Source organism: Marinobacter mangrovi (assembly GCF_016798325.1).
Classification (GTDB): domain Bacteria; phylum Pseudomonadota; class Gammaproteobacteria; order Pseudomonadales; family Oleiphilaceae; genus Marinobacter_A; species Marinobacter_A mangrovi.
In genome coordinates, this window is sequence record NZ_JAERVO010000001.1 from 349,741 (window position 1) to 371,709 (window position 21,969).

A 21,969-nucleotide genomic window follows, 5' to 3' on the forward strand; every position below is an offset into this window, starting at 1 on the left:
CCCCTGATCACTTTTTTCAAAGTTCCGATAAAAAAGTTTAAATCAGGGGGTTGACGGCATGAGGGGGCATCACTAGTATACGCATCCGTTGAGGGGCCATAGCTCAGCTGGGAGAGCGCAACACTGGCAGTGTTGAGGTCAGCGGTTCGATCCCGCTTGGCTCCACCAATTTTCTAGTCCCCTTCGTCTAGTGGCCTAGGACTCCGCCCTTTCACGGCGGCAACAGGGGTTCGAACCCCCTAGGGGACGCCACTTGAGAGAGCTGTTCACAAGACGGCTTTCGCCCTCGGTCCAAGCTGGCACACAGCAGCGACCGAGATAAAAAAACCGCCTTTTTGGCGGTTTTTTTATGCCTGTTATTCCGGCATCGTCGGATGGGGCAGGCGGAGCTGCGTCGCCCCGCCCATCGCCGGCTTAACGCAGTGCTATGGCGCCTTTGCCCACCCCTTCGAAGGCCTTGACCTGAATGTCGTCATTGGGAAACTGCTGCTTACAGGCGTCCGCCAGGTAGGCGGCCAGCAGTTCGACTGTGGTGTCCGTATCAATCAGGCAAACCCGGTCGGCAGGCAGGGTGAGGCTGAATTCCCCCTGGTTGGCTTCGTAGGCGAACGTCAGGTAGCTGACGTCGTCTTCCACGAAACGGGCCGTCACGTCCTCTTCGGTGCCGACATAGATGTCCTGCCAGCGTTTGGCCCAGGCCCGTTCCAGAGCCTGGTCACGGGCACCGTTGCGCTGGATCTGGATGCGGGAGCGGTGGCCATGGGCAATGCGCTGACAATTGCCCAGGTGCTTCTTGAGGCCGTGAACGTAGTGGTAGTAGGGGCCTTCGATCACCTCTTCACGCAGGTTGACCTCGATTCCGGTCACGTTTCCTGGCAGAACCGCGCGCAGTTCGTCCTGCAGCAGCTTTGAGACAGCGGAGGGAACCACCCGTTCACCGGGCAGCGGCAGGACAGCTTCGATCGGTGAGCCGTGGGTGATGACGCTGCCATCCGCGACCGGCCACTCCAGCTCGACGCGATCACCATGTTCGCGAAGCTGGGCGCCAGCGCGATCAGCCGGCACCACCAGACGGTGGTCCACGCGCTCATCGATCACCTGCTTGATGGTCCGCTTCACCGAGCCGAAATCAAACACCATGCCCTGTTCGTCCAGCTCACCGGCCAGAACGATATCGACAATCCAGCTTTCACCCACCAGCCCACGGTCGTGGTCCAGGTAGGCGAAATCAATCACGGTGAGGTTGTCGACGAAAAGGTGGTTCATGGAGCGAATAATTCCCGGTTGCGCTTGTAGGTTGGTGCGATTCTAGCAAAAATCCGCCTGTTCCAGTGAGTGTTTAGCCGGCACAGGGCAAAGGGAGAGAGGATGACCAGCGATTCCGGATACGGGGCCATTGTACTGGCTGCGGGGGCGTCCCGGCGTATGGGGCGGCCCAAGGCGGCGTTGATCTACTGCGGAAAGTCCTTACTGTCCCACGCCATTGATCACGCCCGCAGCCTGTCGGGCGGTCCGGTCTACGCGGTGGTTGGCGGCGGCTATCCCCTGGTCCGCTTTCGGTGTGCCTCCCAGCCCGATCGCTGGCTTTTCAATCACGACTGGCCGACGGGAATGGCATCCTCGTTGCGGGCGGGCCTGGATGCCATGCCCGTAATGACCCGCGGCGTTTATGTTCTGCTGGTGGATCAGCCGGAGATCACGCAAGGTTTCTGGGAGGCGTTCAGGGAGACGGTGGTGCGGTCTGCGGGCCGGCGCCCGGTTGCGGCCGATCTGGGTGGGTTTGCCGGCGCTCCGGCCTTTCTGCCGCGCACACTCTGGCCTGAGCTGATGCAGCTATCCGGCGATGCCGGCGCCGGCGCGGTGCTGCGCCGGCGCGAGACCCTGCGGGTTCCCGCTCCCGGCGCCGATCGGGATGTTGACACACCGGCAGACATGCGGCGTTTGCGAGGCGTCCAGACGTCAGAACGATCCAAACAGCCCTGACAGCCAGGCGATACCGACCGTAAAGATGCTCAGGCTCACCGCCAGGCCGATGGTGTAGACCCGCGAGGCAGACGCGCGCTGCTGGCGCACATAGAGGTCGATCGTACGTTGGGCGATATCCTCGGCGGTTTCCCGGGAGATATCGTGCGCCTGCTGGATGGCTTCGGATTGCAGCGTCTGCCAGAACTCGGTGTCGATGGTCTGCACGCTGGTGATGTGATCCTTCAGCTCGGCCATGTGGTCCGCGGTAAAGCCGCCGGACGACTGGATGGACGACTTCAGGTCGGCCAGTTCACGTGCCAGCGACAGGTTGACCTCGGCGACGATCTCCTCCTTCAGCCCTTGGGTGCGGGCGTCGAAATCTTCGCGGAACGCGGTCAACTGTTGGGTCAGGGCGTCGTTCTTGCGGCGCTCGTCATCGTCCAGTACCCGCTTGATGTGATCGTGCTGCTCGTCAAACAGGCTGCTCAGCAGTTCATGCAGGCGGTTGTTGATATGGGTCTTGACTGCAGAACGGGCAATTTGCTCAATCAGATCGCTGGTCAGGGGCACCACTTGCGAGCCGCCGTTCATCTCCCGCGGAGGTGTCTCCGTGGATCCGCTTGTGCTGTCCGTTTCGCCTTTGGGCGCGAGTTCCAGGGAGGCGTTCTCCGGCAGTTCCAATGGCTCGTCGTCGATGTCCAGTACGGTGTCGTCCAGGGCATCGGGCTCGGGCGGTTGGGGCAGGGTGTTGTTGGTGACGTCGCTGGAGAGCTGGTCGAGCAGGGCATTCAGGCCGTCGTGATGGGGTGGCTTGGTCAGGATATTGTAGACGCCGAAGTTACGGGCCTCTTCCATGAAATTGGCCGACTTCTTGGACGTGCACATGATGATGGGGATGTTGGCCGTATCGGGATTGCCCTTGATGGCCTTGGTGGCCTCCACGCCGTTCATGCCCGGCATCAGGTGGTCCATGAAAATTACGTCGGGCCGGTTGTCGCTGTTGAGGAAATCCAGGGCCTCTTCTGCGGAGCCGGCCATGTTGACCTGCATTTCCCGGTTCTCGAGCAGCTTGCTCAGTGCAAAGCGAGCGACCTTTGAGTCATCCACCAGCAGTGCATTCTTGATTGCCATGATACAACCTCAATCTCGCGTCTTGATCCCGGGCCGTGCCGGCGGTCCATGCCGGTGATGCGTAGCCCGTCCGATTACCAGCCTTCGAGCGGCGGACATTGCGTCGCCCGATAACTCTTTTCTCGATAGCAGACCCCGGGCTCGCTGGTCCGGGCGCTGAAAATCTCGCCTTCCGGGGTGGTCAGTTTGGCCTGACCATAGGGCTCTCCGTAGCGGAACGTGCCCTCGATGGCGCTGCCGTTGGGGTTCATCAGCGTGCCTTTGCCATGGAATTCACCTTCCATGTATTGACCGACGTATTTCTTGCCGTCGGCGAAGATCTCATTGCCTTCGCCGTTGAACTCCCCATTGGAGAAGCCGCCCTCGTAGTGATGTCCGTTAGGGTAGGTCAGCGTCCCTTCACCGTGGAACTGGCCGTCCTTGAAGCCGCCAACGTACAGCGTGCCATCCGCGCCGGTCAGCGAGCCATGGCCGTTGAGCTTGCCGTCGCTCCACTGGCCGGTGAGGACGTCCCCATTGGCCCGGGTCAGCGTGCCCTGGCCGTTGAACTGGTCGTCCTCGAAATGACCGGTGTAGGTGGCGCCGTCCGGTGCGCGATAGGTGCCTTCGCCGGCACGTTCGCCTGCTTTCCAGTCACCCTCATAACGGCTGCCGTCCGGATAGAGGGCGACCCCTTCGCCATCGAACTGGCCGTCGACAAAGTGGCCATGATACTGCAGGCCGTCGTTGCCCTCATAGGCCCCGTCGCCGGTGCGCACGCCGCCGACCCATTGACCGTCGTGGTAATTGACCTGGGTGTAGGCCACCAGGTTGCCGCGCAGGGTCAGGTCATCGCCGGCTGCTACCCGGATGGTTTCGGACCAGGGCTTGTAGCCGGGCTTGCTGATGACAACCCGGTAATCGCCAGGATCCAGTTCGAGATCCAGGCGCGTCGAGCCATAGGGTTTGCCGTTGATTTCAACGGCGTCACCCAGCACGTTGGAGCGGAGTGTGAGTTGGGCGGTTGTCGGCTTGGGTGTTGGCTTCGGCGCTGCCGGTTGAGGTTTCGGGTTAGCCGGTTCCGCCATCGCCAGTGGTGTATCTGCCTGGACATCGGATTCCGCGGATGGATCGGCTTCGGTTGCCGGTACCGGACCAATCGTGAACGGTGTGGCTGACGCCGTGTTCTCACCGGAGGGGTCGTCGCTGTCCGTCGGCTTCTGCTCGGCGGTGCTGTCAGCGGTCGTGGCCGCCGGATCCGTGGCGGACGACGTGTCTGCAAAGACGCTCTCGTTAGCCGAAACGGGTTTGGGCGTTTCGGTATCCCGATCCGGTGCTTTTACAGGAGACGGTGCCTGGTGTTCGGATTGCTCGCCAGTCAGTTGCGGCGGCATATGACCTGCATCCTGCTGGATGGAGGCGAAACCGGCGGTCACCAGCAGCATGAGTGCCAGCGCGTTGAGAAACAGCAGCGGCCTGTAATCGACCATGAACTACCTCGATTGGACGCATGATGGATAGTGCCGAAGGCGCACAGGCAGGACGCACCGCTCGAGATGCGACCTGAACGTCCATACTAGCGGTTCGTCAGGTCGCCATGTAACAGAAAGTGACGGGAGTTAACGAGTTTGCCGCACGTTTCACACTTTGCCCGGAATCGCGTCACCCTCTGGGGCGTCTGCGGCCGGAGCTTCAGGCTGGCGCTGCTCCCAGGCGCGCATGTAAACGTCGGCTTCGTACTCGTAGGGGGAGCGGAAGGGCGTCAGGACAAAGTCGAAGATCAGGAAGAAAAAGCCCACCGATAGCCAGGCTACGACGATCGTCTGCGTGGTGTTCGCCTGCATCTCCGGGTTGGCGGCCACAAAAGCCTGCAGATCCGGCAGGATATTGGTCACCATCACCACCGGATTGAAGCTGGCCATCACCAGCGGTACCCAGAACGCGATAAATACCGGAAAGAAGCCAAATGACCAGAGCACCCGGCGCAGGGTGTACATCAACAGGGCGCTCCAGAACCGCTGGCGCAGTTCCGGTACCTTGCGCAGCTGCTTGAGGTAGCGCTTGCGCTCGACCCAGTACGGAGCCAGTTCGGCACTGCCGGGTTCCGGCGGCGTGGCGGGCGATTCGGCGGCCCGGGGCTCTTCCGGCGTCGGTGTCGTTCCGACGGCGGTCGTCCGGGGCTTTTCCGCCTTTTCCTCGTGGATCTGGAGCTGGGTCAATGGGGCTGTCATGCGTTTGTTGATGTCCTGTGGTCACGCCTTGATAGAGAGTAACTAATTCAACCATTAACTGCACCCTGGTTCCTTTACAGGTGCTTCATGAACGATAGTGCGTGTTACCCTACAGGAGATGACTGGTGGGTGCCCGTCAGGCGCCATGGATAGATCGCAGGGTGAGACGCTATGACTGAAAGTATTCGTCGGGTGGCGCTGGTGGCGCATGATAACAAGAAGGTGGACCTGATTGACTGGGTGGGTCGCAACCGTGACCTGCTCGCCCACTGTGAGCTACTCACCACCGGCACCACCGGCAAGCTGGTCTCCGAACGCACCGGCCTGGACGTGGAGCGATTACAGAGTGGCCCGCTTGGTGGTGACCAGCAGATTGGCGCCCGTATTGCCGAGGGGAAAGTGGACTTGCTGATTTTCTTCTGGGACCCCCTGGAACCCATGTCGCACGACCCGGACATCAAGGCGTTGCTGAGGATTGCAACCCTGTGGAATATCCCGATAGCCTGCAACGAAAGTTCGGCGGATTTTATGGTGTCGTCGCCCTGTTTCAAGCAATACACGCGCCGCAAGCCTGATTTCTCGATATACCAGAGCCGGACTGTCGCCGGCACAGATGCCTGATGGCGACCGCAACACATTCTATTCAGGATACTGCAATGACCAAGAACAGAGACCAAGCCGTTCACCCTGCCTTTGAAAGGGTGAGGAAGCATCGGATCGAGACGCTGCATATCGACGTGGAGGAATATCGTCATCGCAAGACCGGGGCGACCCATCTCCACCTGGCTTCGGAGAATGACGAAAACGTCTTTTTCGTGGCGCTGCGGACTTTCCCGATGGATTCCACCGGTGTCGCGCACATCCTGGAACACACCGCCCTGTGCGGCAGTGAGCGTTACCCGGTGCGGGATCCGTTCTTCATGATGATCCGCCGGTCCCTCAACACCTTCATGAACGCGTTCACCAGCAGTGACTGGACCGCTTACCCGTTTGCGACGAAGAACCGCAAGGATTTCGACAACCTGTTGTCGGTTTACCTGGATTCGGTCTTTTTCTCCAAGCTGGACGAGATGGACTTCTCCCAGGAAGGTCACCGACTGGAATTCGAGGAGCCGGACGATCCGTCCACGCCGCTGGTTTATCGCGGCGTGGTCTACAACGAGATGAAGGGCGCCATGAGTGCGCCGACCGCCCAGCTTTGGCAGACCCTGACCAGTCATCTGTTCCCGACCACCACCTACCACTACAACAGCGGTGGTGAGCCGAGCCATATTACCGATCTGCGCTACGACGACTTGCTGCGGTTCTACAAGCATCATTACCACCCGAGCAACGCGATTTTTGCCACCTTCGGCAACATTCCGGCGATCGAACACCACGAACGTTTTGAGAGTCTGGTGCTGTCCCGTTTCGATCACCTCGACGTTGAGCTGCCGGTCCACGACGAGAAGCGCTTCTACGCGCCCAGCCGCGTCGAACAGGCCTACGCCATCAGTGAGGGTGAAGAGCTGTCCCACAAGACCCACATCGTGATGGGCTGGCTGCTGGGACACAGCTTCGAGCTGGAGAAAAATCTCGAAGCGCACCTGCTGGCGAATGTCCTGCTGGAGAACAGCGCCTCGCCGCTCATGCGGGCCCTGGAAACTACCGATATCGGCCATGCGCCGTCGCCCATGCTGGGGCTGGAGGATTCCAACCGCGAGATGACCTTCGTGTGCGGGATCGAGGGCAGTGAGCCCGGTCGCGCGGCTGACCTGGAAAAACTGGTCGAGGACACGCTGGATCAGGTGGCGCGTGAGGGTGTCAGCCAGGATCGTCTGGAGGCCATCCTGCATCAGCTGGAACTGCATCAGCGGGAAATTACCGGTGACCAGTTCCCCTACGGTCTGCAGCTGATCATGTCGTCCATCTCGCCGATGGTGCATGGCGGTGATCCGGTTGAGCTGCTCGATCTCGAACCGGTTCTGGCAAACCTGCGGGAGAAGATCAAGGATCCGGACTACGTGCCGAACCTGGTTCGCCGGCTGCTGCTGGATAACCCGCACCGGGTGACCCTGACCCTGCGTCCGGATGACAAGATGGACCAGCGTGAGCAGGCGGCCGTGGCTGAAGCGCTGGCCGAGCGCAAAGCCCGGCTGTCCGAAGACGAGGCGAAGGCCATCGTGGATCGCGCGGCGGCCCTGGAGGCACGTCAGCAGCGCAAGGATGACGATACCATTCTGCCCAAGGTCGATCTGGGGGATGTGCCGCTGCAACTGCCGGAACCCGAAGCCCGCGAGGTCGAGGACTTCCCGGCTACGCTGTATGGTCAGGGCACCAACGGGCTGGTCTACGAGCAGGTGGTGCTGCCGCTGCCGGCCCTGAGTGACGAGGATTTGCTGCTGTTGCCGTTGTACACCATGTGCCTGACCGAGGTGGGCTGTGGTGAGCTGGATTACCTGGCGATGCAGGATCGCATGTCGGCCGAATCCGGTGGCGTCACGGCGTTCTCCATCGCCAAGGGGCGCATCGATGACGTGCAGGATTTGTCGGGCTACCTGGTGATCAGCGGCAAGGCGCTGGCCCGCAACCGTGACAAGCTGACCCAGCTGCTGCGTGATATTTTTGAAAGCGCGCGCTTTGACGAGAAAGCCCGTATCCGTGAGACCGTTGCCCAGGTTCGCGCGCGCCGAGAACAGTCTGTGACCGGCAGCGGGCATGCGTTGGCCATGGGCGCAGCGGCGCAGGGGTTGAGTCCCGGTGCGCGTCTGGCCTTCCGCCTGGGCGGACTGTCCGCCATCAAGGGCATCAAGGCGCTGGACGACTCCCTGAGCGATGAAAAGGCGTTGGAGAACCTGTGCGATCAGCTGGCAGGTATCCACCAGCGTATTCAGGGGCAGGCCCGCCAGTTCCTGGTGGTGGGCGAGGACGATCAGCTGGATCCGATGCTGGAGACGCTCCGAACCACCTGGCCCAAGGCGACGACCATCGAGACGGAAGGCTGGGAAGTGCCGCCGGTGAACGAGACTGTGCGCCAGGCCTGGCTGACGTCGACGCAGGTGAACTTCTGCGCCAAGGCCTACAGCACCGTGCCCATTGATCATCCCGATGCGGCGCCACTGACGGTCCTTGGTGGTTTCCTGCGGAATGGCTTCCTGCACCGGGCTATCCGGGAGCAGGGTGGTGCCTACGGCGGCGGTGCGACTCAGGACAGCGTCAACGGCACCTTCCGCTTCTTCTCCTACCGGGATCCGCGTCTGTTGGATACGCTGGATGACTTCGACAACGCGCTGTCCTGGTTACAGGAAACTGAACACGATCCCCAGACACTGGAAGAAGCCATCCTGGGTGTCATCGGCCAGATGGACAAGCCGCGCTCACCAGCCGGCGAAGCCAAGCACGCGTTCCAGAACCGCCTGTTCGGCCGCACGCCGGAACAGCAGAAGCGATTCCGCGAACGGGTACTGGCGGTGACTATCGAGGATCTAAAACGGGTCGCGACGGACTGGCTGGTGCCGGAAAAAGCCAGTGCGGCGGTGATCGCCAGCCCGCAGCAGCGAGAGACGCTGGAAGCGGCGGGCCTGGAAATCCACGAACTGTAATTCCGGGTTGGAGAAACGAAAGAGGGTGCTGCGGCACCCTCTTTTTTTGGCAGGCGTGTTCAGGGCGGCCTGTCAGCGCTTTCGCTCGATGCCCGTGGCGACCATGATCCGGGTCGAGATTTCCTCGATCGAATAGGCCGTCGTGTTGAGGTAGGAGATGCGTTCGCGGCGATACATCAGCTCGATTTCCTCTACCTCGTAGCGGCACTGCTTGTCCGAGGAATAGCGGGAGTTGGGGCGCCGCTCATTGCGGATGGTGGCCAGGCGCTCGGGGTCGATCGTCAGTCCGAACAGCTTCTCCCGGTGCGGGCGCAGGGCCGCGGGCAGTCGCTGATCGTGAATGTCGTCCTCCGTGATGGGGTAGTTTGCCGCCTTGATGCCATAGTGCAGCGCCAGGTACAGGCACGTCGGAGTCTTACCGCTGCGGGAGGCGCCGATCAGGATCAGGTCAGCCTCGTCGTAGTAGCGGGTCCGTGCGCCGTCGTCGTTATCCAGCGCGAAGTTCACGGCGTTGATGCGACGCTCGTAGTTGGTCTCATTGGAAATGGAATGTGACCGCCCCACCGAATAGGAGGAGGACGCTTCCAGTTCCTGTTCCAGCGGCTGCAGGAACGTACCGAAAATGTCGACCATAAAGCCGTCGGCCTTGGAGACCTCGGCGCGAATGGCGCTGTCGACAATGGTGTCGAAGATCAGCGGCTTGGCGCCGTCGAGTTCCGCGGCCTTGTCGATGCGTTTAACGACGCTGGCGGCTTTCTCCAGATCGTCGATATAAGGTACTGTGATCCGCTCGAAATGAATCTTTTCGAATTGGGCCAACAGACTGTTGCCAAGGGCTTCGGCTGTAATGCCTGTACCGTCGGAAATAAAGAACGCCGTCCTTCTCATAATGACCTGCTTCGCTCCGTTATTGACTTCATCTCATAAACTTAAGGTTCTCTTAATCCTCCTTCCGACGCGCGACACAGGCGGGCAGAGGGCCGATTCGGGGACGTCTGTACGTGTTGTTCCCTAGGTAATCAAGGCAGGTTACAGTATGATACGCCCGATATTCGATAGGCTACCCGCCAAATGGGCTCACAGATTTAAGGGAGATGCGCTTTGGAAGATTACATCATCTGGTTTGAAAACCTGGGTATGTCGGATGTTGACCGGGTCGGTGGCAAGAACTCGTCTCTGGGCGAAATGATCAGCAATCTTGCCAACGCCGGCGTCACCGTCCCTGGCGGGTTTGCGACCACAGCCCACGCGTATCGTGAATTTCTCGCCAAGGACGGTCTCAAGGATCGTATCGATGAAGCGCTGGAAGCCCTGGACATCAATGATGTCAACGAACTGGCCCGGGTCGGTGCCCAGATTCGTCAATGGGTGACCGACACACCGTTCCCCAAAGCGCTGGAAGATGCGCTGGAACAGGCGTACACCTCGCTGCAGGCGGGTAACACCAACATGGCCGTAGCCGTTCGTTCCTCTGCAACGGCCGAAGACTTGCCGGACGCCTCCTTCGCCGGTCAGCAGGAAACGTTCCTGAACATCGTGGGCCTGGACCACGTCAAGCACGCCGTACGTGAAGTCTTCGCTTCGCTGTTTAACGACCGTGCCATTTCCTACCGCGTTCATCATGGCTTCGACCACAAGCTGGTCGCACTGTCTGCCGGTATCCAGAAAATGGTCCGCAGCGAAACGGCGGCCAGTGGCGTTATGTTCAGCCTGGACACCGAGTCCGGCTTCCAGGATGTGGTCTTCATTACCGCCTCCTACGGTCTGGGCGAAACCGTGGTCCAGGGTGCCGTGAACCCGGACGAGTTCTACGTTCACAAGCCGACCCTGGAAGCCGGTCGTCCCTCCGTCCTGCGCCGCAACCTGGGCAGCAAGGCGATCAAGATGGTCTACGGCAACAGCGCCGAGGCCGGCAAGTCGGTCGACACCGTCAAGGTGGACGAAGCCGACCGTAACCGCTTCTGTATTACCGACGAAGAGGTGGAGAATCTGGCTCGTCAGGCGGTGATTATCGAAAAACACTACGGACGCCCGATGGACATCGAATGGGCGAAGGATGGCGACGACGGTCGCATCTACATCGTTCAGGCGCGTCCGGAAACCGTGAAGAGCCGTGTTGCGGCCAACGTCATGGAGCGTTACCTGCTGAAAGAGCAGGGCAACGTCATCGTTGAGGGGCGCAGCATTGGCCATCGAATTGGTAAGGGGCCGGTGCGCGTCGTCACCAGTATCCAGGAGATGGATCGCGTCCAGCCGGGCGACGTCCTGGTCACCGACATGACCGACCCGGACTGGGAGCCGGTCATGAAACGCTCTTCCGCAATCGTGACCGACCGTGGCGGTCGGACCTGTCATGCGGCAATTATTGCCCGTGAGCTGGGGATTCCCGCCGTCGTTGGTTGTGGCGATGCCACCGACGTCCTCAAGGAAGGTCAGGAAGTGACCGTGTCCTGTGCCGAAGGCGACACCGGTCTGGTCTATGAAGGCAGTCTGGATTTCGAACTGCGTGAAAACACCGTCGAATCCATGCCGGACATTCCGTTCAAGATCATGATGAACGTGGGTAACCCGGATCGCGCCTTCGACTTCCAGTCCCTGCCGAACGAAGGTGTGGGTCTGGCCCGTCTGGAGTTCATCATCAACCGCATGATCGGCGTGCACCCCAAGGCGCTGCTTAACTTTGAAGGTTTGCCCCGCGACATCAAGCAGACCGTCGAGAAACGCATTTCCGGTTACACCTCGCCGGTGGATTTCTACGTGGACAAGCTGGTTGAAGGCATCTCCACGCTGGCAGCGGCGTTCGCGGACAAGAAAGTGATCGTGCGTCTGTCGGACTTCAAGTCCAACGAATACGCCAACCTGATTGGCGGTACCCTGTACGAGCCGGACGAAGAAAACCCGATGCTGGGCTTCCGGGGGGCGTCACGCTATATCTCCGAAACCTTCCGCGACTGCTTCGAGCTGGAATGCCGCGCCCTGAAGAAAGTCCGTGACGAAATGGGCTTCACCAACGTGGAAATCATGGTGCCGTTCGTGCGCACCCTGGGCGAAGCGCGTCAGGTGGTGGATCTGCTCGCTGAAAACGGCCTGAAGCGTGGCGACAACGGCCTGCGCGTCATCATGATGTGCGAGTTGCCGGCCAACGCACTACTGGCGGACGAATTCCTCGAGTACTTTGACGGTTTCTCCATCGGCTCCAACGATCTGACCCAGCTGACACTGGGCCTGGACCGCGATTCCGGCATCATTGCCCACCTGTTTGACGAGCGGAACGAGGCGGTCAAGAAACTGCTGTCCAACGCGATCCAGGCGTGCAAGAAGGCCGGCAAGTACGTCGGCATCTGCGGCCAGGGGCCGTCGGACCATCCGGATCTGGCCAAGTGGCTGATGGATCAGGGGATCGACAGCGTCTCCCTGAACCCGGATTCAGTACTGGATACCTGGTTCTTCCTGGCTGACGAGAAGCTGGACTGAGAATCACAACGACAGAAAAGCCGGTGCCAATGCGCCGGCTTTTCTTTGTCTGACACAGAACACCCATTGTCCTCAGAAGGAGAAAACCGTGAATATCGTGACGCCTGATCTGTGCGACGAATTTCCGGAAGTTAAAGTCGTTGAACCCGGTTTCAACAACTACGGTGCGATCAAGGCATTCGGCGGCGAAATGGTGACCGTGAAATGCTTTGAAGACAACTCAGTGGTGAAAGAGCAGGTCGGGCTGCCCGGCGAAGGCCGTGTGATGGTGGTCGACGGTGGCGGTTCCAAACGAGCGGCACTGCTGGGCGACATGCTGGCTGAGAAGGCGGCCGACAATGGCTGGGCCGGCATCATCATCTACGGCTGTATCCGGGATGTTGACGTGATCGGTGAGACCCAACTGGGCGTTCAGGCCCTGGACACCGTACCGCGTAAAACGGAAAAGCGGGGCATCGGTGACCTGAACGTGCCCGTGACCTTCCACGGTACGACCTTCGTGCCGGGCCAGTACGTTTATGCCGACAATAATGGCATTATCGTGTCAGAGAAACCCTTGTCTCTGCCTGAGTGATCGTAAGGCCTAGCCGGGACGCCGTTCCATCTCCGGAAGGCACGGCGACCCGATTCCGCAACAGGGCAGTCCCGCTGGCTATCGTTTGACCTGCTTGATCGACGCGCCCATTAAATAGCCATCGCCATCCGGCTCGCAGCGTAATATCTCGATGACCGTCTCAAAAGGTGGAAACTTCTCATTGGTGGATGGCAGCAGGGTCTGCAGCTCGGTCCCTACAGGCATGTCGGTGTCCATATAGAGTTGCATGCCGGTACCGCTGAGATCCTTGCACACGCCTTTGTACTGCTTGCCATCGGTGTCGGTGAGCATCACTTCCGAATTCACCTGCATCCGATGGAAATCGCGTTTTTCCGAATAATCGCGCATCGTCGTTGCCATGCCTCTACCTCTTCGGCCGTGTTTTACCTTATATAAGATGACAAAAGCCGCACGTCAAAGAACGATCCGTCATAAGGCGGCATTCTGACCTGATATTTAGTGTATGGAATGAATGTTTGGCACAAGATGTGGGGTGGTGCACGCCTCGGGAGGGCGTGCACCGGAAAGCGGGTGTGTCACGCCCAGTTGTCGGTTTTGCGGGTGGGTTTGAGCCATGGCAGGACGATGGCGATCAGTACACCCAGGCCAACCAGGCCGGCGCCCAACAGCATGAAATCCGACTCCTTCTTGGCTTCCAGGCGCTCATTTTCGGCGGTAAGGACTTCCACTTCCTTCTTGAGCTGCTGGTTGCTCTCCTGCAATTCGCGATTGCGGCGGTCCAGGTTCAGGGCATTCGAGGACACCTCTTTCACCCGGTCCAGTTCGGCGCTGAGTTTACTCGCGCGGCTCTGCAGGGAATCTTCCGAAGAAGCCAGCTGATTGCGTTCGGACTGGAGGGCTTCCAGCTTTTTCTGGGCTTCGCTGAGCGCTGCTTCCGTGCGTTCAAGCTTGTTCTGCGCGGCCGCCAGGCGATCGCGGGCGATCGGCTGGGAGGACAGGTAACGGGTGAGTACCCAACCTTCCTGGCCATCCTGGGTGCGGACCTTGCTGTAGCCCGACTCGTCTCCCTCCTGGAGGACTTCCAGGCGCGTCCCGGACTTGAGGCTGTCGAGTATGCGGAATTGATTGCCCTCGCCGCTGCGGAGCATGATCAGCAACTCGTCGTCCACGTATTTGGTCTGGGCGAAGGCGGGGAGGCACAGCGCTGTCAGTAGGGCAGCGGCCAATAGTTTCGTCAATGTGAAGGGCTTGTGAATCACAATGAATCGTTCCTGCTTGTTTTTTCTGGGGCGTTCCGGGTACGGGAGGTCCTGAGTGAGACCTTCTTGTCTTCGACCGGTGGGCGGGTCATGGCGTCCCCGACGCTGTATAAGGCGACTTTTCAGAGGCCGTTCAAACCGGGAATTCTGTCATAGTTCCCGCCGCGATCAAGCGCCCGGTTATTACGATCTGTCAATGAGCGCGCCTACGGCAATACGGGCTTGAACGGTTTCACCGTCACGTTGGCGTAGACGCCCGCTGCCACATAGGGATCGGCATCTGCCCAGGTTTTAGCCGCCTCAAGCGAGTCGAATTCGGCGATGACGACGCTGCCGGTAAAGCCGGCTTCACCCGGGTCCGGGCTGTCGATCGCGGGGCAAGGGCCGGCCAGCAGCAGGCGGCCTTCGGATTTCAGCTGTTCCAGGCGTTCCAGATGAGCGCCGCGCGCCGGGGTGCGCAGCGGCAGGCTGTTCTCGACATCCTGGCTGATAATAGCGTAGTACATGAAGTCTCTCCGTCAGTCGGCTGGCCGCTGGAGGGCCGTGAGCGTATCCTGTGACGTACATTAAAGGGTTCCGCCACATATGACCATATCCGCAACACAATCTGCCCGCATTGACCTGCATTGTCACAGCAACGTGTCCGATGGCGCTCTGTCGCCAACCGATCTGGTGCAACGGGCGTCTGCCAACGGCGTGACGCACCTGGCGCTGACCGATCATGATACGACGGGCGGCCTTGCCGAGGCGGCGCGGGCGGCCGAAGCGTGCGGCATGACCCTGATTAACGGCATTGAACTTTCCTGTCAGTGGCGCTCCCTGACGATTCACATCGTGGGGCTCGGGTTCGATAACGACGATCCGCGATGGCAGGCGGCGCTGGCGGAGCAGGCCGATAATCGATGGCGGCGTGCGCGTCAGATTACCGAGCGTCTGCGGCGCCTGAACGTCGATCAGCTTCTGGAGAAGGCCACGGAGGCTGCCGGCGGTGACGTGCCCGGGCGGCCGCATTTTGCCCGGGTCCTGGTTGACGAGTCGGTGGTGCGCGACAGCGGGCAGGCGTTCAAGCGCTATCTGGGCGCCGGCAAGCCGGGCGACGTGAAAGCCTGTTGGCCGTCACTGGAGACGGTCACCCGATGGATCACCGATGCGGGCGGCGTGGCGGTCGTGGCGCATCCCCGCAAGTACAAGATGACGGCCACCCGTTTGCGGGAGCTGATGAAGGATTTTACCGCCTGTGGCGGGCTGGGAATGGAGGTGCTGACCTCTGGCCAGTCCAGTGGCGATCTGGGTTTTCTGGTCGAGCTGTGCCGGCGTGAAGGCTACCTGGCATCCCAAGGCAGTGATTTTCACTTTCCGGGAGCGCCGTGGTGTGAGCTGGGGCGATTGCCTGGTGCGCTGCCTGACGGGCTGGAGCCCATCTGGCAGCGTCTCGGCGTCAGTGTGGGCTGACGCCGATCTGCAGGTCTGAGTGCCTGCAGGAGCGTTTCAGGCCGGAACGTGAAACAGTAGGTATAGATCCGTAAGGGAGTCGGGGATGGCGTCCGCCATGTCCTGGCTCAGCTTGTCGCTGCTGCGCACCCGCTCGAAATCCTCGTCTTCAAACAGGCCGGAAAGTGCCAGCATCGGCACCAGCAGGTCGGCCGTCTCTTTCTCATTGGCTTCCAGCCATTCATCCTCATGCTGCAGGAAGGTGTCGACGAAGCCGGCGCACCAGTTCTCGAGCGCGTTCATCGGGTCGCCGTCTTCCGGTTCCGGCAGTTCCAGGGCTTCGCCACGGTCGAGGGAAGCGGCCATGCTGGCGCTCAGTTTGTCGACCGCATGGGAAAATGCCTGGGGAACGCCGGCGGAGGGCAGTTCATCCAGCCCGGTTGCAATCAGGAACATGGCCTTGGCATCCAGTTCGTGCGGGCCAACAACACTGGCACTGACCACACCGTGCAGTCCGAAAAAGTCCAGGGCATCGTCACCCCAGGGATCGGCAAACAGGATGTCTTCAACCGCTTCGATTTCTTGGGGAGACAGCATAAGGAAATACTCCTGTTGGAACACCCGCCAGTATAGCGGCTCTCGCCGAAAGACTGTATGTCATTGTGTTAACGGGTGATGATAGCGCGTCGTTGATGACAAAAAAGCGGGCCCCGATGATCGGGGCCCGCTTTGGTATCGGCGTTATCGGCGCTTCATGGGGAAGCGCCTGGCCATGTGGCTGCCGTTTCAGCCTTCTTGAGACGGCTTGTCGTCTGAGGCTGCGGTTTCGGCGGCCGGCTTGTCGTCATTGTTTTTGTTGGCGGCCTCTTTCTTGGCGGCCAACTGACGCTTACGGACTTCGCGCGGATCGTTGTACGCACGGCCGGACGGGGCTAACGCGGGTTCTCCCTTGTCGCCGGACGCGGCTGGCGCTGCTTTTTCCGGTTCGGGCTGGGCCTTCTGAGTTGCCTTTTCGGCAGACTCGGGCGAAGCCTTCGCGGAGTCAGAGCGATCAGCGCCGGACGGTTTCTCCTGCGCCGGTTCAGCCTTTTCCGCGGCTTCCTTCTTCGGCGCGGTCTTCTCGGCCGGTTCCGGTTTTGCTTCGGCCTTTTCAGCCGGGGCGTCTGCCTTCGGCTTTTCCGGCGCCTTTTGGGGCTCAGTCTTCAGGGCTACCGATTCGGCTGGCTTGTTGCCGTCTTTAGCGGGCCGTTCGGCCGGCTCAGTCTTGGCTTCCGGTGCCTTCTCGGCGGCCGGCTTGGCCGGTGCGTTTGGCTTGTCACCCTGGGCGGCTTCCGGTTTTGCGGCCGGCTTGGGCTTATCAGTCTTGTCTTCAGCCTTTTCGCCCTTGGTCTCAGCCGGTTTGGTTTCGGCTTTATTGTCGGCCGCAGGCTGGCTCTGATCCTTTTTCGCTTCAGGCCGTTCGGACTTCTTGTCCTGAGCTGCCTCAGGCTTGCTGGCGTCCGCCGGGGCAGGGCTGCTCTTTTCGTCCTGCTTGGCCGGCTTGCTTTCAGCCTTCGGCGCACTCTCAGTCGGTTTACCGGCTGTCTCGGCGCTCGATGGGGCATCGGCCTTAGGCTGCTCTGCCGCTTGCGGTTGGGCGTCCGGTTTACGTTGCTCCGGTGCCTTACCCTGATCGGTGGCTTTGGGCTGTTCGGCGCCCTTGTCGTTGCCCTGTTGGGCTTGAGTCGGTTTGTCGGCAGCTGGCTTGTCCGCGGCCTGCGGTTTATTGGCTTTGCGCTCTTCGCTCTGGCGCTTGTCCTGCTCTACCGGTGAGCCGTCGCGGTTGCGTGGACGGCGTGGCCGACGGCGTTTCTCGTCACCACTCCGTGACGATTGCTGCTGCTTACCGCCCTGGGCGCTGCGATCCTGTTCCTTCTGGTCTTTCTGATCCTTTTGCTCCTTCTGGGGAGCCTGATCCTTCTGACCACGCTTATCGTCCTGACGATTGTCCTTGCGCTTGTTGTTTCCGCCGGACTTGTTGCCACCCTGGTTTTGCTGCTGTCCTTTGTTGGACGGCTGCTGATCGGAGTTGCGACGGCCCTTGCTGCGGCGATTGCCGCCGCCGTCGTCCTGATTCTGGCGACGGTTGGATTCGCCCTGACGACGATTACCGGCATTGCGGTTGTCATCGCGATTGCCATTGTCGTCACGAGCCACGCGCGCCTTACGACGGTCCTGGCGACCACCGCCGTCACGACGCTGCGACGGGGTGCGCTGCTCGTTCTTGTCGCGACTTTCGGTCTGCTCAACCGGCTCGTCGCTGAAGAACGCGGACAGCTTGCGGGACAGGCGCTTGAACAGACCTTCGTCCTGCTCGCTGGTCGGTTGTGCCTCGGCGGCTTTCGGGGCCGGGGCGGCGGCCGGACGGATACCCTTGACGGCGGCTTCTTCGCGCGCCGGCTGCTCGCGGGCAACCTGGGTTTCCTGAGTTTCGTCTTCTTTATACTCTTCAGCAATCTGGTAGCTGGTGCCACGCTCGACCGCGCTGATTTCGTCTTCGCGGACACGCAGGATTTCGAAGTGCGGCGTATCCAGGTGCGGGTTGGGGACGACCAGGACGTTCACGTCCTCCCGTGCCTCGATATCGGCCAGCTGCTTGCGCTTTTCGTTCAGCAGGAAGGTGGCCACCGGTACCGGCACAATGGCGCGTACTTCGCCGGTCTTGTCCTTGGCCGCCTCTTCAAAGATCAGGCGCATGATGCTCAGTGCGAGGGACTCGATACCGCGGATCGTGCCCTGACCGTCACAGCGCGGGCAGACCTCGCTGCGGGTCTCGCCCAGGGACGGACGCAGACGCTGACGGGACATTTCCAGCAGGCCGAAGCGCGAGATCTTGCCCACCTGGACGCGGGCGCGATCGAGTTCCAGCGCCTCGCGGACTTTCTGTTCCACTTCACGCTGGTGCTTGGCCGGCGTCATGTCGATGAAGTCGATGACGATCAGGCCGCCGATGTCGCGCAGGCGCAACTGGCGAGCGATCTCTTCGGCCGCTTCCAGGTTGGTCTGCAGGGCCGTCTCTTCGATGTCGTGGCCCTTGGTGGCGCGAGAGGAGTTGATGTCGATGGACACCAGGGCCTCAGTCGGATCGATAACGATGGAGCCGCCGGAGGGCAGTTTCACTTCGCGCTGGAACGCGGTTTCGATCTGGCCTTCGATCTGATAGCGGCTGAACAGCGGAATCTCGTCCTTGTACAGCTTGATCTTGTTCTCGAACGACGGCATGACCGCCTGCACGAAACTCAGGACGTCTTCGTAAACCACCTCGGAATCGATCAGCACCTCGCCGATGTCCTGGCGGAGGTAGTCGCGAACCGCGCGAATGATGACGTTGCTTTCCTGGTGAATCAGGAACGGGGCCTGACGGCTGGAGGACGCATCGGTGATCGCCTGCCAGATCTGGGTCAGGTAGTTGAGGTCCCACTGCAGTTCTTCGCTGGAACGCCCGATGCCGGCCGTACGAACGATCACGCCCATGTTGCGTGGCACTTCGACGCCGTTCATGGCTTCTTTGAGCTGCGAGCGCTCTTCGCCTTCAATGCGGCGGGAAATGCCGCCTGCACGGGGGTTGTTCGGCATCAGGACGAGGTAGCGGCCGGCGAGGGAGATAAAGGTGGTGAGGGCGGCGCCCTTGTTGCCACGCTCTTCCTTGTCGACCTGGATGATGACTTCCTGGCCTTCGTTCAGGACGTCCTTGATGTTGATCTTGCCCTCGATGTCCTTGGGCGACTTCTTGAAGTATTCCTTGGAGATTTCCTTGAGGGGCAGGAAGCCGTGGCGCTCGGCGCCGAAGTCGACAAAGGCGGCTTCAAGGCTGGGCTCGATGCGGGTGATCTTGCCCTTGTAGATGTTGGATTTTTTCTGTTCCCGGTTACTGGCTTCGATGTCGAGATCAAAAAGCCGCTGTCCATCTACCAATGCAACGCGCAACTCTTCCGGGTGAGTTGCATTTATCAGCATTCTTTTCATGAAGAACGAGTTTCCTGTCGGTTAACGACGGAAACCGGCCATTCTGGCGCTCATCGGCGAGGCAGGATGCAGCAGGCGGCTGACGTTAGGCAGCCGGACACAATCAGGCGGTAGCGGCAGGCCGCTCCACGCTTGCGAGAAGGCTAACGGTCTGTAAATCCGACGATTGCGGGAATAAACCGTAACGATTCAGTGTCAGTTGACGCATGCTATCCAGTTCAAGTTCACACCGGCTCCAAGGTCTCACGTCATATTCGTAAGCTGGACGGCCCGGCCCGGCGTGATTGCAATGATTCTTCGCGATGTCACCCGCCGGTTTTCCGTGCGGATTGAACATGTCTCCCCCTCCAACCCGGACCCTGTAGGATCAACAGGTGATGAAAGGGTGCCTTTTTGCTCTGCCCGATGACCAGCAGCACTGTGTCTGGCCGCCGGCTTTCAAAGTCTTGAGTAGTGTCGGTATACTTCCGGCTCGCTTGTATCGATTACCTTACTATTATAGGGCTCGATTTTGAGCATAAAAGCAGGCCGGAACATAACAGCATTGCGCCGGCTCGTCAATCCTGCGTCACACTCCCCGGAATACCGTCAGACCATGCCCAGGCAGAAACCCGACAGAAAAGGCCCGGCCCGATCGCGGCCCGGCAGCCGAGCCACGACACCAAAGCGCAAACCGGCGCCGAACCGGGAAAAGCCCGCCGTAAAGACGGAGGCTGAGCCTTCGCGTAAGACCGGTGTCCGTTGGGTCGCCATCGATGAGGATGGGGCCGGGCAGCGCCTGGACAATTTTCTGCTGACCCAGCTCAAGGGTGTCCCCAAGAGCGCCATCTACCGGATCGTTCGCAAAGGCGAAGTGCGCATCAACAAAAAGCGCGCGAAGCCTGACTCCCGGCTTGCAGCCGGCGATACGGTCCGGATCCCGCCGGTGGTTGCCAAAGAGAAGCCGGCAACGCCAGTGCCGGGGGCGCGAGTCCGTCGTGTGGTTGAGGACGCCATTATCTACGAAGACGAGCAGATGCTGGTGGTGAACAAGCCCCAGGGAATGGCGGTGCATGGCGGCAGTGGTCTGAGTTTTGGGTTGATCGAGGCGCTGCGGGCGGCCCGGCCGGAGGCCCGCTTTCTGGAGTTGGTTCACCGGCTCGATCGGGATACGTCCGGGGTGATCATGGTGGCCAAAAAGCGGGCGGCGCTGCGTCACCTGCAGGACGAGATCCGCGCCAAGCGGGTCACCAAGCTTTATCATACGCTGGTGGCCGGGCACTGGTCGGCGAGCCGGACTGAAGTGGATGCGCCGCTGGAGCGGTTCGAGCTGCGTTCAGGAGAGCGCATGGTGCGGGTGTCTGAAGCGGGTAAGGCCGCGCTGACACGGTTTCGCGTATTGGAGCTGTTTGATGGCTACAGTCTGGTCGAAGCGTTTCCGGTTACCGGTCGGACACACCAGATTCGCGTTCACTGCGCCTTTGGTGGTCATCCGATCGCGGGCGATGACAAGTATATGGATGATGTCAGTCTCAAGGCGTTCCGGGCGGTGGGTGGTCAGCGGCTGATGCTCCATGCCCATGCGTTGGAACTGGAAGTGCCCGGCGGCCGCCAGATGCGTTTCGAGGCGCCTTATGAGGACGTATTCGCGCAAACGCTGGAGCGGCTTCGGGAGCGCCGGGCGCACCGTTGAACAGTATTTGAGACGGAGTAGTAAGAACGTGACCCCAAAAGTGGTGATTTTTGATTGGGATGGGACGGTGGTCGACTCGGTGGAGCATATCGCCAGCAGTCTGCATGGTGCCGCCACCGAACTGGGATTTCCGGCGCGGGAAATGGAGGCCTATCGGGATATTATCGGGCTGGGCATCATTGAAGCGTTGCAGAAGCTTTATCCCGGCCTCGATAGGGACGACATCAATGCCATTCGGGAAGGCTATGCGCGGTACTTTTTCAGTCAGCAAACCACGCCGCAGAATATTTTTCCCGGTATTGAGACGCTGTTGACGGACCTGGGTGTGGCGGCGGAAGGTTTGGCGGTCGCGACAGGCAAGAGCCGCCGGGGGATGAATCGGGCCCTGGAATCGACCGGGCTGGGACCGCGTTTCGCGATTACCCGTTGTGCAGATGAAACGCGTTCCAAACCCGATCCGACGATGCTGCGGGAAATTATCGCGCACTTTGGCATCGCCGCAGAGGACGCGGTGATGATCGGCGATACCGTGTACGACATGGAGATGGCGCAGCGAATCGGGATGCCGGCTATTGGTGTGGAATGGGGGGTGCATCAGCGCGACCGTCTGGCGGCTTTCTCGCCGGCAGCCATTGTCAGTGATGTCGATGGCCTCAGGCAGGCGCTGAAGCTGACCTGAGAACTG

At 60.6% G+C, this 21,969-nt stretch carries 18 protein-coding genes and 2 tRNA genes; 10 read left to right on the forward strand and 10 right to left on the reverse strand.

Annotated elements, in window-relative coordinates:
* The first annotated feature begins 92 nt into the window (after positions 1-92).
* Positions 93-168 (forward strand) — tRNA-Ala (locus JL474_RS01575).
* A gap of 8 nt (positions 169-176) precedes the next feature.
* Positions 177-252 (forward strand) — tRNA-Glu (locus tag JL474_RS01580).
* 162 nt (positions 253-414) lie between these two features.
* Here JL474_RS01580 and JL474_RS01585 read toward each other — a convergent pair.
* Positions 415-1,266 carry a 6-pyruvoyl trahydropterin synthase family protein gene (locus tag JL474_RS01585; protein ID WP_123633300.1) on the reverse strand — a complete coding sequence of 284 codons (852 nt, stop codon included), beginning with the start codon at positions 1,264-1,266 and terminating at the stop codon, positions 415-417.
* A 102-nt stretch (positions 1,267-1,368) separates the two neighbouring features.
* Between JL474_RS01585 and JL474_RS01590 the strand changes: the two genes are divergently transcribed.
* Complete coding sequence (locus JL474_RS01590) at positions 1,369-1,983, forward strand: nucleotidyltransferase family protein (RefSeq protein ID WP_203140688.1); 615 nt, start codon at positions 1,369-1,371, stop codon at positions 1,981-1,983.
* On the opposite strand, the gene JL474_RS01595 is transcribed toward JL474_RS01590, so the two are convergent.
* From JL474_RS01595 to JL474_RS01605, 3 genes are all read right to left on the reverse strand, one after another.
* Positions 1,960-3,096, reverse strand: a complete 1,137-nt coding sequence (locus JL474_RS01595; protein WP_123633302.1) for a response regulator — start codon at positions 3,094-3,096, stop codon at positions 1,960-1,962. The two genes, JL474_RS01590 and JL474_RS01595, sit on opposite strands and share 24 nt — an antisense overlap.
* A 74-nt stretch (positions 3,097-3,170) precedes the next feature.
* Positions 3,171-4,565, reverse strand: coding sequence for an MORN repeat-containing protein (locus tag JL474_RS21595; RefSeq protein WP_203140689.1), 1,395 nt, complete (start codon positions 4,563-4,565; stop codon positions 3,171-3,173).
* A gap of 150 nt (positions 4,566-4,715) precedes the next feature.
* Positions 4,716-5,306, reverse strand: coding sequence for a hypothetical protein (locus JL474_RS01605; protein WP_203140690.1), 591 nt, complete (start codon positions 5,304-5,306; stop codon positions 4,716-4,718).
* Between the two features lie 171 nt (positions 5,307-5,477).
* Here JL474_RS01605 and JL474_RS01610 point away from each other — a divergent pair, with 171 nt between their 5' ends.
* A complete protein-coding gene (locus tag JL474_RS01610) occupies positions 5,478-5,927 on the forward strand; it encodes a methylglyoxal synthase (RefSeq protein WP_123633305.1) in 450 nt (149 codons plus the stop codon).
* Positions 5,928-5,962: 35 nt separating this feature from the next.
* Positions 5,963-8,887 (forward strand): insulinase family protein, encoded by a 2,925-nt coding sequence (locus JL474_RS01615; RefSeq protein WP_203140691.1) that lies wholly within the window; start codon positions 5,963-5,965, stop codon positions 8,885-8,887.
* A 72-nt stretch (positions 8,888-8,959) separates the two neighbouring features.
* Here JL474_RS01615 and ppsR read toward each other — a convergent pair whose 3' ends face one another.
* The gene (ppsR, locus tag JL474_RS01620) at positions 8,960-9,775 is read right to left on the reverse strand and encodes a posphoenolpyruvate synthetase regulatory kinase/phosphorylase PpsR (RefSeq protein ID WP_123633307.1); all 816 of its coding nucleotides are present in this window, start codon (positions 9,773-9,775) and stop codon (positions 8,960-8,962) included.
* A 213-nt stretch (positions 9,776-9,988) separates the two neighbouring features.
* Between ppsR and ppsA the strand changes: the two genes are divergently transcribed.
* Together ppsA and rraA are read left to right on the forward strand one after the other, a co-directional pair.
* The gene (ppsA, locus tag JL474_RS01625; RefSeq protein WP_203140692.1) at positions 9,989-12,361 is read left to right on the forward strand and encodes a phosphoenolpyruvate synthase; all 2,373 of its coding nucleotides are present in this window, start codon (positions 9,989-9,991) and stop codon (positions 12,359-12,361) included.
* 88 nt (positions 12,362-12,449) lie between these two features.
* Positions 12,450-12,935: a ribonuclease E activity regulator RraA gene (rraA, locus tag JL474_RS01630; RefSeq protein WP_203140693.1), complete on the forward strand. Its 486-nt coding sequence runs from the start codon at positions 12,450-12,452 to the stop codon at positions 12,933-12,935.
* Between the two features lie 78 nt (positions 12,936-13,013).
* On the opposite strand, the gene JL474_RS01635 is transcribed toward rraA, so the two are convergent.
* The 3 genes from JL474_RS01635 to JL474_RS01645 all read right to left on the reverse strand — a co-directional run bounded on the left by JL474_RS01635 (position 13,014) and on the right by JL474_RS01645 (position 14,682).
* The gene (locus JL474_RS01635) at positions 13,014-13,316 is read right to left on the reverse strand and encodes a PilZ domain-containing protein (protein WP_236011960.1); all 303 of its coding nucleotides are present in this window, start codon (positions 13,314-13,316) and stop codon (positions 13,014-13,016) included.
* A gap of 176 nt (positions 13,317-13,492) precedes the next feature.
* The gene (locus JL474_RS01640; protein ID WP_328797758.1) at positions 13,493-14,176 is read right to left on the reverse strand and encodes a TIGR04211 family SH3 domain-containing protein; all 684 of its coding nucleotides are present in this window, start codon (positions 14,174-14,176) and stop codon (positions 13,493-13,495) included.
* A gap of 206 nt (positions 14,177-14,382) precedes the next feature.
* Entirely contained in the window at positions 14,383-14,682 is a 300-nt protein-coding gene (locus JL474_RS01645) for a YciI family protein (RefSeq protein WP_123633311.1), read from the reverse strand.
* A 79-nt stretch (positions 14,683-14,761) separates the two neighbouring features.
* On the opposite strand from JL474_RS01645, the gene JL474_RS01650 reads away from it, so the two are divergent.
* Positions 14,762-15,628, forward strand: a complete 867-nt coding sequence (locus JL474_RS01650; protein ID WP_203140694.1) for a PHP domain-containing protein — start codon at positions 14,762-14,764, stop codon at positions 15,626-15,628.
* A 36-nt stretch (positions 15,629-15,664) separates the two neighbouring features.
* Here JL474_RS01650 and JL474_RS01655 read toward each other — a convergent pair whose 3' ends face one another.
* Both JL474_RS01655 and rne read right to left on the reverse strand, forming a co-directional pair.
* A complete protein-coding gene (locus JL474_RS01655) occupies positions 15,665-16,204 on the reverse strand; it encodes a YecA/YgfB family protein (protein ID WP_123633313.1) in 540 nt (179 codons plus the stop codon).
* A gap of 189 nt (positions 16,205-16,393) precedes the next feature.
* The gene (gene rne, locus JL474_RS01660) at positions 16,394-19,612 is read right to left on the reverse strand and encodes a ribonuclease E (RefSeq protein WP_203140695.1); all 3,219 of its coding nucleotides are present in this window, start codon (positions 19,610-19,612) and stop codon (positions 16,394-16,396) included.
* Positions 19,613-20,207: 595 nt separating this feature from the next.
* Here rne and rluC point away from each other — a divergent pair.
* On the forward strand, positions 20,208-21,284 hold the full coding sequence (gene rluC / locus JL474_RS01665) for a 23S rRNA pseudouridine(955/2504/2580) synthase RluC (protein WP_203140696.1): 1,077 nt from the start codon (positions 20,208-20,210) through the stop codon (positions 21,282-21,284).
* 28 nt (positions 21,285-21,312) lie between these two features.
* Positions 21,313-21,963 carry an HAD-IA family hydrolase gene (locus JL474_RS01670; RefSeq protein WP_203140697.1) on the forward strand — a complete coding sequence of 217 codons (651 nt, stop codon included), beginning with the start codon at positions 21,313-21,315 and terminating at the stop codon, positions 21,961-21,963.
* Positions 21,964-21,969: the final 6 nt, after the last annotated feature.

Coding starts and splice junctions, on each gene's coding strand:
- JL474_RS01585 (WP_123633300.1), bottom strand. CDS start 1,266: ATGAACCACCTTTTCGTCGACAACCTCACCGTGATTGATTTCGCCTAC.
- JL474_RS01590 (WP_203140688.1), top strand. CDS start 1,369: ATGACCAGCGATTCCGGATACGGGGCCATTGTACTGGCTGCGGGGGCG.
- JL474_RS01595 (WP_123633302.1), bottom strand. CDS start 3,096: ATGGCAATCAAGAATGCACTGCTGGTGGATGACTCAAAGGTCGCTCGC.
- JL474_RS21595 (WP_203140689.1), bottom strand. CDS start 4,565: ATGGTCGATTACAGGCCGCTGCTGTTTCTCAACGCGCTGGCACTCATG.
- JL474_RS01605 (WP_203140690.1), bottom strand. CDS start 5,306: ATGACAGCCCCATTGACCCAGCTCCAGATCCACGAGGAAAAGGCGGAA.
- JL474_RS01610 (WP_123633305.1), top strand. CDS start 5,478: ATGACTGAAAGTATTCGTCGGGTGGCGCTGGTGGCGCATGATAACAAG.
- JL474_RS01615 (WP_203140691.1), top strand. CDS start 5,963: ATGACCAAGAACAGAGACCAAGCCGTTCACCCTGCCTTTGAAAGGGTG.
- ppsR (WP_123633307.1), bottom strand. CDS start 9,775: ATGAGAAGGACGGCGTTCTTTATTTCCGACGGTACAGGCATTACAGCC.
- JL474_RS01635 (WP_236011960.1), bottom strand. CDS start 13,316: ATGGCAACGACGATGCGCGATTATTCGGAAAAACGCGATTTCCATCGG.
- JL474_RS01645 (WP_123633311.1), bottom strand. CDS start 14,682: ATGTACTACGCTATTATCAGCCAGGATGTCGAGAACAGCCTGCCGCTG.
- JL474_RS01650 (WP_203140694.1), top strand. CDS start 14,762: ATGACCATATCCGCAACACAATCTGCCCGCATTGACCTGCATTGTCAC.
- JL474_RS01655 (WP_123633313.1), bottom strand. CDS start 16,204: ATGCTGTCTCCCCAAGAAATCGAAGCGGTTGAAGACATCCTGTTTGCC.
- rne (WP_203140695.1), bottom strand. CDS start 19,612: ATGAAAAGAATGCTGATAAATGCAACTCACCCGGAAGAGTTGCGCGTT.
- rluC (WP_203140696.1), top strand. CDS start 20,208: ATGCCCAGGCAGAAACCCGACAGAAAAGGCCCGGCCCGATCGCGGCCC.